Raw genomic sequence first — 14,041 nt, 5'->3', positions numbered from 1 at the left:
GAAATTACTGTGCAAATAGTAGTAAAGAATATATCAAAAGATTTTGGTAGAAAAAAGAATGCAGTTCACGCCATCAAGGACATAAGCATAAAAGTCGAGCATGGCGAATTTTTGGGTATTATGGGACCTTCAGGTGCAGGCAAGACAACACTTTTGAATATGATCTCGACCAATGAACGACCAGATCACGGTCAAATTATTGTCGATGGATTAGACTTAACGCAATTGCACGATCGTGAGCAGACTAAATATCGCCGAAATAAGATGGGCTTTATTTATCAAAGCTTCGAGTTATTGGATTCATTGAATGTTAAGGAGAACGTCATCTTGCCCTTAGCCTTGAACCGTTCTAACAAAAAACTGATTGAGGAACGGTTCAATTATATGATGAATTTACTCAATATTGAGAAATTAAGTAAGAGAAATATTGATGAACTGTCACTCGGACAAAGACAGATTGTAGCTGCAGCAAGGGCTTTGATCAATAATCCGGAAATATTATTTGCAGATGAACCTACAGGAAGCCTTGATTCTAAATCGGCTACGATTTTGTTGAATTATATGCAACTGGTGAATAAACGTGAAAAGACGACTATTCTGATGGCTACCCACGATGCATTTACAGCTAGTTATTGTAGCCGAGTAGTTTTTATCAAGGATGGAGTAGTTTTTTCAGAGATCGTCAATCCGGGCAATCGTGATAAGTTTTTTGAACAGATAATTAATATGCAAAGAACAATTGGAGGAGGAAATTACTTTAATGTATCGAAAGATTATTAAGCGCAGTCTATATAACATGCGTGACAGTTATTTGATTTACATTTTAGCGTGCAGCTTTGCCATTGGTGTCTTTGGAATCTTAATTTCATTAGGTGACAATCCCTCTGTAAGAGCATCATTGCGGTCGTGGAATTCTTTTATTTCAGAAATAACGATAATGATGAGTGGTTTATTTGCCTTCTGTGCGTTCGTCTACATGATCTACGTTGGAGGCTTTTTTATTCAACAGCAGCGAAATGAGTTTATTACTTTTAAAAAATTAGGTATGCAGCGAAGTATAATCGTCGGAATAAGCTTTATTCAAACGGCACTTGTCCAAACGCTCGCGTGGTTTATAGGTTTATTAGCTACGTTGATTTTTCAAAAATTTATGGGGATGATGTTATTTTTTCTGATGCGTTTAAGATTCAATTTTTTAATGCATATCAGTTGGAATGATATTTTCCTACTGGCAAAACTATTTTTCTTCTCCACATTGATTTTAAGCATTGTCAATTCTATTAAAACAATACGAATTTTACAAAAAAGCAAGGCTAAACGAACAAAAAAGACCCGGTGGTGGTTGAGAATTCCAGCGGGAATTTTTGGTTTACTGTTGTTACTGTTGGCACAATTATGCACGGTTTCATTATTTTATGATATGCATACAATTAGTTATTCGGCAAAACCGCTCACGGAAATATTCTTTGTAATGCTGGCTGATGTTTTTGGAACTTATTTAGTCTATTTTGGCTTTTTGCCAACGATACTGAATGTTTTACAAGGAATACGGTCTGTTTCATATTCTGGAATCAATATGTTTTCTTTTAAATATTTGAAGGAACGACTGTTTCAAAATATTTCGACACTGTGGTTCGTGACAGAACTTTCAGCATTGGCTTTAATGCTACTGACCTTTTGCTACTTTGGCTACCAAGCGGTTCATCGTAACTACAATGGGGCTTACCCTTTTGAATTAGCCGCTGATAAAAATACGGTTGCAGTTATCAAAAAAGAATTAGGAAACAGCAAGGCAAAGATCAAGGGTGAATACAAAACCCCAGTGAAAGTAAATTTAGTTTCTTATTATAAAAAGGATGATCGAGATTTTGTGCGTCAGCCGATGACGTTCATGTCTTACACCGATTACATGAGTTTGCCCAGAAGAATGCGAAAATGGAATAGCAAGATTGATTCGCATCAATTTTTAAAAATTGATTATAATGGGTCAATTTTTGATTCACATCATTTTAAAGAGCATGATATCGAAGTAAAAGATGCTCCGTTGATCTCCACCGTTGAAACCGGTAGTTCTTTTCCTTATGGAAGTTCAATGCATTTTGGACCAATGATGATTGTTCCAGATGATTATTATCAGAAAATGCCAGCTGAAGTTGAAGATACTTTTTACGGCTGGGATTTTAAAAAGGGAGATCGTTTAAGTGCCAAGCAATTGAATCGACTAGATGGTTTTCGTAATTCTTATTACATGAAGGTCAACTTTAAATCGTCATTATCTAATTCAACTATTGAAGTTTTGAAGAAGGAACCTGTTAAATATGCGCCTTCAATCTATACACAAGCAGGATTTATTCGTCAAGGAAGCTTAAAAAAGGAATTTGTCCAAGGAGGTGGCTTCTATCTCTTTATTGTGTCACTATTTAGTGTAGCGTTATTAATTGCTTTAGGCAGTGTTTTAACGTTGAGAATACTTTTGCGTGATGATTATCAATCCAGACAATTACGAACACTTCAAAAAATTGGCGTGGAGGAAAATGAAATCAAACGAATTGTTCGTCGAGAGAATACATTGACTTTTTTAATACCGTTGATTTTTGCTTTGATGCAGGCGGTGACTTCAATTGCAATGTCAAATACAGCAGGAAAATCGAGAAATATTATCTTGATTTATGGTGGCTATGTGATCTTTTATGGATTGTTTGGCTTTGTAAGTTATCAAATTTCTTGGCATGGAATTAAACAAAAATTTAGTCTGTGATGGAATAACTTTTTGTAAAGAAACCAAAATCCTCTTCATTGCCACCTTGGATTTGATTTTGAATTTCTAGTTGTAATTTTTTTCCCCATTTTTTGACTTCAATAGGACTAGTAAATGTTTTAATAATTAAATATTCTCTAGGACTATCCCTTTTTTGAAAGACTGCGGTTGAGGTAGAATTAAAGGAGTAGGGATGGGTACTGAATAGTTTGTCCTCAAAAAGTTTAGCTTGATCAGGATTTAATTTTAAATATGTCAAGGAATACAACTTATTGGATGACTCGTAAGATCCATTGATACTGCGATATTGTGCAAAAGTGGATAATTTTTTTATCAAAAGATGGTCTGCATTAGTACTTAATAAGGGTTTTAATAAAGTATCAGCAGAAGTTAGCTGACTCTTTAGAAAAAAATATGTGCCTAGCTTTAATGTTATGTTCATAATTATTGAAATCCTTTCAATTAAAATTTTTGGAGGTTTTCTATGTTAGTTACAGTTTTAGGTTTTTACGGTGGATATCCCTATAAGGGTATTGGTACATCAGGATATTTGTTGCAAAACGACGGCAAGAACATGTTGATTGATTGTGGTAGTGGAGTATTAAACGCTTTATCTAATTACATGCAACCGACAGATTTAGACGCTGTAATTCTTTCTCATTATCACCATGATCACACGGCAGATGTTGGGGTTTTACAATACAATTGGCTCGCTGCTAAAAAGGAAAGCCCACTACCTATTTATGGTCATACTCAAGATTTTGTCAACTTTGCGCAATTGACAGAACCTAATGCAACCAAGGGTATTGCTTATAATGATTATGAACCAACTGAGATTGGAACTTTGAAATTCGAATTTCTCAGAACAGTTCATCCAGTGCCAGCGTATGCAATGCGAATCACTGATAAGACTGGTAAGGTTATCGTTTATACCGCTGATACAACTTATTTTGACGGTTTAGTTGATTTTAGTAAAGATGCAGATTTATTAATTGCTGATACTAATTTTCCAGAAGATGTCACAGGTCGTAAATGGCATTTGAATACTAAGGAAGCTGGAACCTTAGCTAAAGATGCTAATGTAAAGCGTCTGATGATCAGTCATCTTCCTCAAACCGTTGACGTTGAGACAATGTTAAGTCAAACACAAAAATATGCTGAACAGATTCCAGTAGTTAACGCATTTCAAGGTCTGGAAATGGAAATCTAAAGAAGCTTATAGTTAGCGCTTACATTGAAAAGAATAGCAATTATTACTAATGGAACAAATAAGTTAAAACTGATATAATTTGTGAACGATTTATGTAAACAGCATTATAGTGGGTAATTTTTTTCACAATAGAACAAATCTCGAACAAATATTCGTAACTTTTTATTGAAAAAGTATAGATTTTATACTTGTAATAAGTTATAATAATAAAGTGTTTAAAGAGTTTGATACTACACAGGAAAGGAGAGATTATATATGGTTACCATTTATACATCTCCAAGTTGCACATCATGTCGGAAGGCCAAGGCTTGGCTTGAACAACATGACATTCCTTACAAAGAAAGAAACATTTACTCAGAACCTTTAAATAAGCGAGAAATCAAACAAGTTTTACAAATGACTGAGAACGGAACAGAAGAAATTATTTCAACACGTTCAAAGGCATTTCAAAATCTTAAGGTTAATTTGGACGATTTAACAATTGATCAATTGTTAAACTTAGTTCAAACAAATCCTGGTTTATTGAAGCGTCCTATCATCATGGATGATAAACGTCTTCAAGTCGGCTTCAATGAAGACGAAATCAGAAGATTCTTGCCAAGAAGTGTCAGAACAATGGAACTTCAAAAGGCTCAATTAATGGCTGGATTATAAAATATAAGTAGATCACTTTCCTTGGGAAGTGATCCTTTTTTTTACACTCCCTTAAACGGCGAAGCCGTTTTTAGGGAGTGTTATGGGGACGTCAGAGACGTCCGTAGACCATGCATTTAAAGGCGAAGCCGTTTTTAGGGAGTGTTATGGGGACGTCAGAGACGTCCGTAAACCATGCATTTAAAGGCGAAGCCGTTTTTAGGGAGTGTTATGGGGATGTCAGAGACGTCCGTAGACCATGCATTTAAACGGCAAAGCCGTTTTCTAGGGAGTGTTATGGGGACGTCAGAGACGTCCGTAAACCAAATAAGGTCGTAGAAAGCATTATGCAAATACTTAATTAAATATGAATTCGATTAAAATTGAGAGTCACTTTCTTTGACTAGTTTTTCTGTATTTAGTATATTAATTCAATGGCTAGATTTATCGGTATATGATAGTTTAAATAGTTTTTGAGACTGTTAGAATATAGATACAGAATTGAGGTGACTATGATGGAAATGGATCGACTTAATGATAATACAATCAGAGTCATTCTTAGTACAGATGATTTAAAGGAACGTGGAGTTACCGTTCTGGATTTGTTGGGTAATAAAAAACAAATTGAATCATTCTTCTACAGTATTTTGGATGAAGTTGATAAGGATCATGTCTTTACAAACAATGAACCAGTTACTTTCCAAATAATGCCAAACAAAGAAGGTTTGGAACTATTAATTAGTAAGAGTGATGATTCTGAGAGTACAGATTCATTGCCATTAAATGGGCTACAGGGTTCAGTCGTTAATAATAATGATGATTCAAAAATAGGTACTGAAGAATATGACAGTGATACAGCCCCATATTTGAACGACCCAGATACACCTACAAAGACAATTATTGTTGAATTTAAGGACTTTGAGGACTACGTCCAATTGGCTGATTTATTACACTTAGAAAGTGGCATTTCTAATCTTTGGGAATATAATAACAAATACTATTTGCAATTAATTCTGTTTACAGATGAAATGCACGAGATGACTTATAGTGATGTCGTAGCTTTGCTTAGTGAGTATAGTTTTAAAACTAAGGTTACAGCGGCTGTCTTATCTGAGTATGGTAAAGAAATCATGTCGAAGACGGCTTTGGAATTAACTAGATATTATTTTGTTAAATAAATAAAAAGTAGATCGGTTCGTAATGAATCGATCTTTTTTTTCGTAATTTCAATCAGAGGTGATTGAAATGTATGCAGCTTTAGATAAAACCGGTTTGTTAATAAATGCTTGTGATGCTTTGGAGAGAAACGAATACTTTTGTTGTAAATGCCAAAAAAGAGTTAAGTTAATATCGACAAATAACAGAAAATATTTTCGACATGAGAACAAAAAAGATAATGATTTAAATGAACGTGAGATACATTTACTGGGTAAAAAAATAATTAAAACAGAAATTGGTAAACTTAAACCTCATACCTTGGAAACAGAAGTTTATTTGAAAAAAATTAAACAGCGTCCTGATATTTTAGTGGATCAGCGGATAGCTTTCGAATATCAGTGTGCCAATTTGGATGTAGAAGTTTTGAAGAAACGTGTTATAGGGTATCACAAGGCAAATATGAAAAATATTTGGATTTTAGGTGGGCACTACCTAAGCAATAAATTGAAAAGAGAACATTTAAAATTTATTGATTATAATGATAATTTTAAATATTATATTTTAATGCTTGACTCACAACAAAAATGTTTTAGATTATTTCATCACATTAATTTTTTAGGACCATTTAATCGTTTAATATATCAAAAGGAAACTTTTTCTTCTGATAAGTTCGAAAAGATGTTTCGTACGGAATTCTCTGGGAGAATTTTAAAAGATCTTTTATTAGACGATTATTTTTTGGAAAGGATTCGCCGCCAAAATGATATCGTAACTAAAGAAATTAAATTGAATTTTTATTTAAAACATAATCGTCCTCTTGAGGAATATTTAAAAGGACGTTTCTTTAAACCTGAGGCACCGATTTATAAGACTCCAGCTTGGCAACGTCAATGTGGTCAAAAAAATATATTTTTAGACCAACCATTGATTAAATATCGTTATCAAAAAATCCCTCATCAATGATGAAGGATTTTTTAGTGCTCATGCTCAATTGTTTACAAATAATTATCTTCTAAATTTATCTAGACTGACAACTGTTCCGGACTCAACAAAACGACTAGTTTCATTTTTAGGTAGTTCTCGTTCTAGCATTAGATTAATATTCTTACTAATATCATCTTGGGAAGCGGCGTTACCAAAATCATTAATCATGACACCGGGTTTTTGTTCATCTTCACAATCAAAGATCACAGCTGTTGGTGCTTTTTGAACACTCATTTCCATAGATAACTGTTGATCTCGTTTCAATCCTTGGACGACGCATTGGCTGTCTTTATCTGTCATAATAGCTTTGTAATCAAGGCCACTATTGTTAACTGCGCGTCTGATAGTGGTATTATCAAAGGGATTGTTTAAGACATTGACTTGTTCTTGAAGATTCATTAAGAAATTGCGAGCTTTCTTGTTGCCCTGACATGAGGCAGCTTTGTACAGCTTTGCAGCTTCAATTACTTCTTTGGATGCATTATTGCGTTCCTCAATATTTGAAATCTTATAGCCCTTTTGTTGTAGATAATCATTAATTGTTGCCATATTACAGTTCGTGACAAAATGATATTGTGTGTCGATATTATGTTTTCTGGTAAAATCGATAATCGATTGTTCCACTCGTAAACAGTACGAACATAAGGGATTGATATATATAAATACTTCCCACATTATGTTTTTCCTCCATCTCTATTGCATTGTCATTCTACCAACATTTTTCAAAAAGGTAAAATTTTAAACTCTGAGGGTTGTATTATTTGTATTAGATGAAACTTTCATAAATTTACGATATATTTATATTAAAGCGAGGTTACTATGTCAGAAATAAAATGGAATGAATTCTTGATACCATATTCACAAGCAGTTGACGAATTAAAGATCAAATTTAGAAATTTACGTAAGGAGTTTCTAGAAAAGAACGAACATTCACCAATTGAGTTTGTCACTGGACGTGTGAAAACTGTTGATAGTATTAAGGAAAAAATGCGTCGAAGATTTATTTCTAAAGAACTTTTGGAACAGGATATGCAAGATATTGCTGGGATTAGGATTCAATGTCAATTTGTTGAAGATATTTACGATGTGGCCAAACTACTCCATATTAGAGAGGACATGAGAGTAGTTGAAGAACGTGATTATATCGCTAATAGTAAACCGAGTGGATATCGTTCTTACCATGTGGTGATTGAATATCCTATTCAAACGGCAAATGGTCAGATCAATATTCTAGCGGAAATTCAGATTCGAACTTTAGCAATGAACTTCTGGTCGACAATTGAGCATTCTCTTAATTATAAATATAAGGGAGATTTTCCAGACGAAATCAACGAACGTTTAAAACGGGCGGCGGAAGCTTCCTTTATGTTGGATGAAGAAATGTCAAAAATTCGTGAAGAAATTCAAGATGCACAACAATATTTTACAGATCGAAAACGAGATCTAAATAGCCCAACGGAGCAAGATAAAAAATGAAATTATGGATTAATAATAATAATAAAGAACAGTCAGTGGCAGCTGCGAATAAATTACGTAGCCGTTTATTAGAAGCTGGATTGATTTTAGACCGTCGCAATCCGCAATTAGTTATCAGTGTCGGCGGAGATGGAACGCTTTTAAGTACTTTTCATGCCTATGCAGCACATCTAGATAGTGTAAGATTTTTGGCTTTGCACACAGGACATCTCGGCTTTTATTCCGATTGGATGGATACGGAAATTGATGAGTTAGCAAAGAGAATTATTGATTGCCAAGATAATATTCCATCAACCAGTTATCCGGTATTGGATGTTGCTGTTGAAAATAAAGAAGGTTCGATATTTCATGGTATTGCTATCAATGAAACAGTGGTCAGACGTCTTTCTTCTTTGACAATGAAGACCCGGGTTGACTTGGACAAAGAATTTTTTGAAAGCTTTAGAGGGGACGGACTTTGCTTTTCAACACCTACAGGGTCAACAGCTTACTCTAAGTCAGTTGGTGGAGCATTGATCCATCCTAAAATTAGTGTCTTTCAAATGATTGAGATTGCATCAATTAATAATCGAGTTTATCGAACAATATCTTCGCCAATAATTATTCCTCATAATCAGCAAGTAGATCTTTATCCACAAACGGCGGATGATTATGTGATCAGTTGTGATGGAATAACAACTAAATTAAGAAATGTGAAGAAAATAACAATCAAATTAAATCATCAACGAGCTCAATTTGCTCAATATCGTCATCGTCATTTCTGGACTAGAGTAGAAACTGCCTTCTTAGCACAACATGAAAAAGAATAATCGTTTTCTGAAATTCGTCATCAATGATAATGATAAAAGGACCGTTCGTCGCTTTTTAGTGCAACATAAATTTTCCTCTAGTCAGTTGCACAATTTAAAAAATAAAGGTGGACAGATTTTCGTTAATCATCGCCAACGTCATTTTAATTTTGGATTAAAAACAGGAGACGAAGTATTGGTTGTCTTGAGCAATGAAAAGCCATCAGACTTGATTGAACCAATGCGTGGACCTGTTGATGTCATTTTTGAGGACGATTACTTATTGGTTATAAATAAACCTCCAGGGATTGCTAGTTTACCTGCTAAAGCGCGTGATGGTAAAACAATGGCTAACCTAGTCAAAGCCTATTTGATTGCTAAAAATGAAAATAGTTCCATTCATTTGGTAACGCGATTAGATCGTGATACTTCTGGATTGATGGTTTTTGCAAAAACCTCCTATGCACATTCCTTATTGGATCAAATCTTACATACGGAAGATTTTCAGAAGTTTTATTTGGCAATGATTGATGGTCAGATAAATCCTAAGCAGGGATTGATTGATTTACCTATTGGAATTGATCCTCAAGCTTTTTACAGACGTGTGATTGATTATAAAAATGGCAAAGAATCAAAAACACTCTATAAAACAGTTGCACATTATCCAAAAGCTAGCTTGCTGGAATTAAAGTTGCTGACGGGTCGAACGCATCAGATAAGGGTGCATTTGTCAGCAATCGGCTATCCCATAATTGGAGATGACATGTATAGCGGTAAAAAAGATCAAAGAATCTCTCGTCAAGCTTTACATTGTTATAATTTGAGAATTGTTCATCCCGTTACTAAAGAGTTATTAAATTTAAAGGCTCCTTTACCCAAAGATATGGTAATCTTAAAGGGTGTGCTAAGGGGTGAGAGAAATGGATGAAAATGAAAAAAGACTGCAAGAAAAATTTGAACAGTTAAAAGAGTACCTTGATAGGGATGATAAGAAACGATTTCGAAAAACCTATCTTGATATGCATTTTTATGATCAAAGTACGTTCTACCTCACTTTAAACAAAGAAGAGCGGATCACACTATACTCGATTCTAGAACCAGATGAAATGGGTGACATGTTTGATACTATTGAAGATGATAATCCAGCTATTCCTGAATTATTGAAGGAAATGGATTTACAGTATGCTGCTAAAATGCTCAACGATATGTACGACGATAACGCAGCTGATGTATTGGAACATCTTGATAAGGTTGACGTTGATCGTTTCTTAGAACAAATGCCACGTAACGATGCTAATAATTTACGAGGGTTATTGCATTATGATACTGAAACGGCTGGTGGTATTATGACCACCGATTATGTTCAATTTCATGAAGAAGAGACTGCAAAAACGGCAATCAGGGCTTTAAAGAAGTTCGCTCAAACAGCGGAGACAATTTATTATCTTTATGTTTTGGACAGTCATGATGACTTGGTTGGGGTTATGTCGTTACGTGATTTAATCATGTTAGATGACAATGATACGTTAGGTGCTAAGATGAATAGTGACGTTATAACGGTCAATGTTGATGCTGAACAGGCAGAAGTTGCCCAAATTTTTAGAGATTATGAATTTTTAGCTGTGCCAGTCGTAGATCATGCTAATAAGTTGGTCGGTATCGTTACGGTTGATGACGTTATTGAAGTTATTGATGACGAAGCTCAACAAGATTATTCTGGTTTGGCCGGTGTTAGTATGGATGAAACTAATAACGATGGTCCTTTCAAAGCTGCTTCTAAGCGGTTGCCTTGGTTAATCACATTGTTGTTATTGAGTATGATTACGGCGACTCTGATTAATCATTATGAAAATCTTTTAGCTGAGGCCAGTATTTTGGCGGTCTTTATTTCTACTATTACTGGTACAGCCGGAAATGCAGGAACGCAGAGTTTGGCCGTGGCTGTTAGACGTTTAGCGGTAGAAGAAATCAATCGCCACGAATTTGTAAAGCTAGTTGGTAAAGAATTGATTACTGGGTTTGTAACTGGTTTGGTTACAGGAATTTCTGTATTCTTATTAGTTGGTATTTGGAAACATAATTTTGTTTTAGGAATGGTGATTGGGATGGCTATGTGTGCTGCGATAACTGTCGCTAATTTAGCTGGAAGTTTGATTCCAATGTTGATGTCTAGCTTTGGCTTCGATCCAGCTGTGGCAAGTGGTCCCTTTATTTCGACGTTGAGTGATTTAACGAGTGTCTTGATTTATTTCAGTATTGCTGGAATCTTTATGCAATATTTTGTAAAAGCTTGAATAATAAATGAAAATTATAAGAAAAAATGCACGATAGATATCAGTCTCGATTTCAAAACTGAATCTATCGTGCATTTTTATTTTATTAATCGTTGATACCTTGAATAACTTTTGTACCGTGAACTTCTTTAATGTTCAATTTTTCGGCAATCATATCACAATTTTGGTAATTGATACCGCCACCGGGTAAAATTGTAATTCTGTCATCAGCATAATCGATATATTTTTTAATATTGTCGAGTGTTTCATTGATTGGAGTGGTTAAGGGCCCACCATGAGTTAGAATACGATCGACATCGTGATCTATTAGCCAATCTATTGTACCTTTTTTATTCTCCTCTGCCAGGGCGTCGAAAGCCATATGGAAGACGACTTGCATTCCTGAAGAAGCAGCAATCAGTTGTTCCATAGCGTCTTCATCAATAGCGCCATCATTTGTTAAAGCACCAAAGGCGACAGCGTCAACGCCTAATTTTTGAGCTTGGAAGAGGTCAGCCTCCATCATTTTGATTTCTAGGTCGTTGTAGACAAAATTTCCTCCACGAGGACGAATCATTTCAACGACGGGAATGGACTTTTCTTGAAGATACTTAGTTGTTTCTTGGAGAACTCCTAGGCTGACAGTTGTACCTCCAACAGCTAAATTATCATTTAACTCAATTCGATTAGCACCCTTAGAGACGGCCAAGGGAATATTAGTGAAATTTTCGACAGCGACTTCTTTAAAAATAATCATCAACCTCTTTTTTAATATTTGATAAATACATTCTAACAGAAAGCGGGGCAAAACATGATTAACTTACTCCAATTAGGAGAAAGCCATGTTTTGTCCCGCTTTTATTATTAAGCGACCATTGCTTTGATGCCGAAGTAGGCAACTACAATAATAGCTAAGATGATTCTATACCAACCAAAGGCCTTGAAGTCATTGCGTTTGATATAGTCAAGTAAGAATTTAATTGAAGCATAAGCCACGATGAATGAAACAAATGTACCAATCAGAAGAATAATAATTTGATCTCCTGAGAAAGTATTTCCATGAGCAAAGAATTTTAAAATCTTCAATAAACTAGCACCAAACATAGTAGGGATAGCTAAGAAGAAAGAAAATTCTGTAGCGACGAATCTTGAAGTACCTACAGTCATACCACCCAAAATGGTTGCTCCAGAACGTGATGTACCAGGTACTAGTGAAAGTACTTGGAAGAGTCCAATTTGAAAGGCTGTTTTGTATGAGAGATCTTCAAGTTCAGCAGTTTGTGGTTGCTTATTCTTAAGCCAGTTTTCAACGACAATGAATAAAATACCGTAAATCAACAATGTAGCTGAAATAACTTGCCAACTTGTTAAGTGAGCATCCATCCAGTCATTTAATGGAAGCCCAATTACGACAGATGGGATAATGGCTAAGATAACTTTGAACCAAATACTCCAAGTTTGCTTCTTTTCATGTTGATTCTTCTTGGGCGAGAAAGGATTTAACTTGTGGAAGTAAATAAGGATAACCGCTAAAATTGCTCCAAATTGAATAACTACCATAAACATATTTATAAAAGCAGTTGATTCTTTTAATTTAATAAATTCATCAGCTAAATATAAATGTCCAGTAGAACTAATTGGTAGAAATTCAGTGAAACCTTCGATTATTCCAAGGATAATGGTCTTAATGATTTCAATGAACATAATAATTAATTATTCTCCTGATTAAATTTGAAACTAAATAAAGTGTACACATACACACTCAGGAATGGAAATATTATTTTCCAAACTAGTCAAAATTCCCTTTTTCATATTTCTCTTGAAAATAGTAACATTGTCGGAATCTTGGTTAGCAGCAACTAAATACTTCTCTGATGGGTCAAGCTCAAAATCTCTAGGACCTTTGCCATCGCTAGAAGTAGTATTGATTTTCTTAAGACGGTCGCCCTTTTCATTAACGGAGAACAGTGCAATCGTATCAGCACCACGAGTTGAAGCATATAAGAATTTACCGTCTTTAGTAATTCTAATGGCAGCAGTAGTATTCTTTTGTTCATCCTTAGCAGCATCAACTTCGTCAACTAATGTTAGACCTGCGGTTTCTGCATTATATTCCATAACAAGGACCTTGGATGATAATTCACAAGCAACATAAACATAAGGCTTAGTTGGATTGAAAACTAAGTGCCTTGGAGCATAGCCAGCAGGAGCAATGTAGTTATTCATTAATTTTGGATTTTTTGGATCACTTAAATCGTAAATATAAATACGGTCAGCACCATAATCACAGATAATCAATTTACCATCAGGAGTTAAGGCACTAAAGTGTGGCTTTGATTGATCCTGTTCAACTCGGGGACCATGTCCCTCAAATTTAACCTCAGAATAGTGTTCGATTTTACCATCATCAGTTAAATGGTCGATCTTTACCTTACTTAAATGGAAATATGCACTAAAAGTTAAATTACGACTGGCATCAAATTTAACATAAGATGGTGAAGTCTGTTCAGAATAATCTTCATCTAATAATTTTGGTTCATCACCACTGATGTCATAGACAACAATACCACCACGATCGTCTTTTTTAGCTAGAGCAATCAATTTCATATCATTAGTTACATCAATATACGTAGGACTGTTCAATTCAACTAGGACTTTTGGCGTTGATAATTCGCCATTGTCAGAATTTAATTCGGCTGAATAGACGCCCTTACCAGATTTATTTGTGTAACCACTAAAGAGAACCTTTTCAAACATTACA

Annotated in this window: 15 protein-coding genes; 10 read left to right on the top strand and 5 right to left on the bottom strand. The window is 34.8% G+C overall.

All coding sequences use genetic code 11. From position 1 onward, the window contains the following. Nucleotides 1-9 precede the first annotated feature (9 nt). Both LA20249_RS05255 and LA20249_RS05250 read left to right on the top strand, forming a co-directional pair. The gene (locus tag LA20249_RS05255) at nt 10-780 is read left to right on the top strand and encodes an ABC transporter ATP-binding protein (protein ID WP_083477857.1); all 771 of its coding nucleotides are present in this window, start codon (nt 10-12) and stop codon (nt 778-780) included. Beyond that, nucleotides 761-2,758 carry an ABC transporter permease gene (locus LA20249_RS05250; protein ID WP_057736794.1) on the top strand — a complete coding sequence of 666 codons (1,998 nt, stop codon included), beginning with the start codon at nt 761-763 and terminating at the stop codon, nt 2,756-2,758. The genes LA20249_RS05255 and LA20249_RS05250 overlap by 20 nt, the downstream gene beginning before the upstream one ends. Here the strand turns inward: LA20249_RS05250 and LA20249_RS05245 are convergent. Further along, on the bottom strand, nt 2,748-3,095 hold the full coding sequence (locus LA20249_RS05245; protein ID WP_158294587.1) for a hypothetical protein: 348 nt from the start codon (nt 3,093-3,095) through the stop codon (nt 2,748-2,750). The two genes, LA20249_RS05250 and LA20249_RS05245, sit on opposite strands and share 11 nt — an antisense overlap. Before the next feature lie 147 nt (nt 3,096-3,242). On the opposite strand from LA20249_RS05245, the gene LA20249_RS05240 reads away from it, so the two are divergent. The 4 genes from LA20249_RS05240 (at nt 3,243) to LA20249_RS05225 (ending at nt 6,722) form a co-directional block, all read left to right on the top strand. Next, on the top strand, nt 3,243-3,968 hold the full coding sequence (locus LA20249_RS05240) for an MBL fold metallo-hydrolase (RefSeq protein ID WP_057736798.1): 726 nt from the start codon (nt 3,243-3,245) through the stop codon (nt 3,966-3,968). Nucleotides 3,969-4,223: 255 nt separating this feature from the next. Then, nucleotides 4,224-4,622 carry a transcriptional regulator SpxA gene (gene spxA, locus LA20249_RS05235; RefSeq protein ID WP_057736800.1) on the top strand — a complete coding sequence of 133 codons (399 nt, stop codon included), beginning with the start codon at nt 4,224-4,226 and terminating at the stop codon, nt 4,620-4,622. Nucleotides 4,623-5,116: 494 nt separating this feature from the next. Further along, nucleotides 5,117-5,779, top strand: coding sequence for an adaptor protein MecA (locus LA20249_RS05230; RefSeq protein ID WP_057736802.1), 663 nt, complete (start codon nt 5,117-5,119; stop codon nt 5,777-5,779). Nucleotides 5,780-5,846: 67 nt separating this feature from the next. Further along, nucleotides 5,847-6,722: a competence protein CoiA gene (locus LA20249_RS05225; protein WP_057736804.1), complete on the top strand. Its 876-nt coding sequence runs from the start codon at nt 5,847-5,849 to the stop codon at nt 6,720-6,722. A gap of 42 nt (nt 6,723-6,764) precedes the next feature. Here LA20249_RS05225 and LA20249_RS05220 read toward each other — a convergent pair whose 3' ends face one another. Then, complete coding sequence (locus tag LA20249_RS05220; RefSeq protein WP_057736806.1) at nt 6,765-7,418, bottom strand: DsbA family protein; 654 nt, start codon at nt 7,416-7,418, stop codon at nt 6,765-6,767. A gap of 144 nt (nt 7,419-7,562) precedes the next feature. Between LA20249_RS05220 and yjbM the strand changes: the two genes are divergently transcribed. The 4 genes from yjbM to mgtE are packed head-to-tail and all read left to right on the top strand — an operon-like array spanning nt 7,563 to nt 11,301. Further along, nucleotides 7,563-8,219, top strand: coding sequence for a GTP diphosphokinase (gene yjbM / locus LA20249_RS05215; RefSeq protein ID WP_057736808.1), 657 nt, complete (start codon nt 7,563-7,565; stop codon nt 8,217-8,219). Next, nucleotides 8,216-9,028, top strand: a complete 813-nt coding sequence (locus LA20249_RS05210) for an NAD kinase (RefSeq protein WP_057736810.1) — start codon at nt 8,216-8,218, stop codon at nt 9,026-9,028. The genes yjbM and LA20249_RS05210 overlap by 4 nt, the downstream gene beginning before the upstream one ends. Beyond that, nucleotides 9,015-9,935, top strand: coding sequence for an RluA family pseudouridine synthase (locus LA20249_RS05205; RefSeq protein ID WP_057736812.1), 921 nt, complete (start codon nt 9,015-9,017; stop codon nt 9,933-9,935). Before LA20249_RS05210 ends, LA20249_RS05205 begins: the two co-directional genes overlap by 14 nt. Then, nucleotides 9,928-11,301, top strand: a complete 1,374-nt coding sequence (gene mgtE, locus LA20249_RS05200; protein ID WP_057736814.1) for a magnesium transporter — start codon at nt 9,928-9,930, stop codon at nt 11,299-11,301. The genes LA20249_RS05205 and mgtE overlap by 8 nt, the downstream gene beginning before the upstream one ends. Before the next feature lie 85 nt (nt 11,302-11,386). Here the strand turns inward: mgtE and LA20249_RS05195 are convergent, their stop codons facing one another. The 3 genes from LA20249_RS05195 to LA20249_RS05185 form a co-directional block, all read right to left on the bottom strand. Next, the gene (locus LA20249_RS05195; RefSeq protein ID WP_057736968.1) at nt 11,387-12,031 is read right to left on the bottom strand and encodes a copper homeostasis protein CutC; all 645 of its coding nucleotides are present in this window, start codon (nt 12,029-12,031) and stop codon (nt 11,387-11,389) included. Between the two features lie 113 nt (nt 12,032-12,144). Next, complete coding sequence (locus LA20249_RS05190; RefSeq protein WP_057736816.1) at nt 12,145-12,984, bottom strand: undecaprenyl-diphosphate phosphatase; 840 nt, start codon at nt 12,982-12,984, stop codon at nt 12,145-12,147. Between the two features lie 33 nt (nt 12,985-13,017). Then, nucleotides 13,018-14,037 carry a lactonase family protein gene (locus tag LA20249_RS05185; protein ID WP_057736818.1) on the bottom strand — a complete coding sequence of 340 codons (1,020 nt, stop codon included), beginning with the start codon at nt 14,035-14,037 and terminating at the stop codon, nt 13,018-13,020. Nucleotides 14,038-14,041: the final 4 nt, after the last annotated feature.

It is taken from the genome of Companilactobacillus alimentarius DSM 20249, from assembly GCF_002849895.1.
Classification (GTDB): domain Bacteria; phylum Bacillota; class Bacilli; order Lactobacillales; family Lactobacillaceae; genus Companilactobacillus; species Companilactobacillus alimentarius.
Note: the sequence above shows the minus strand (reverse complement) of the source record. Positions and strands in the feature narration are given on the sequence as shown.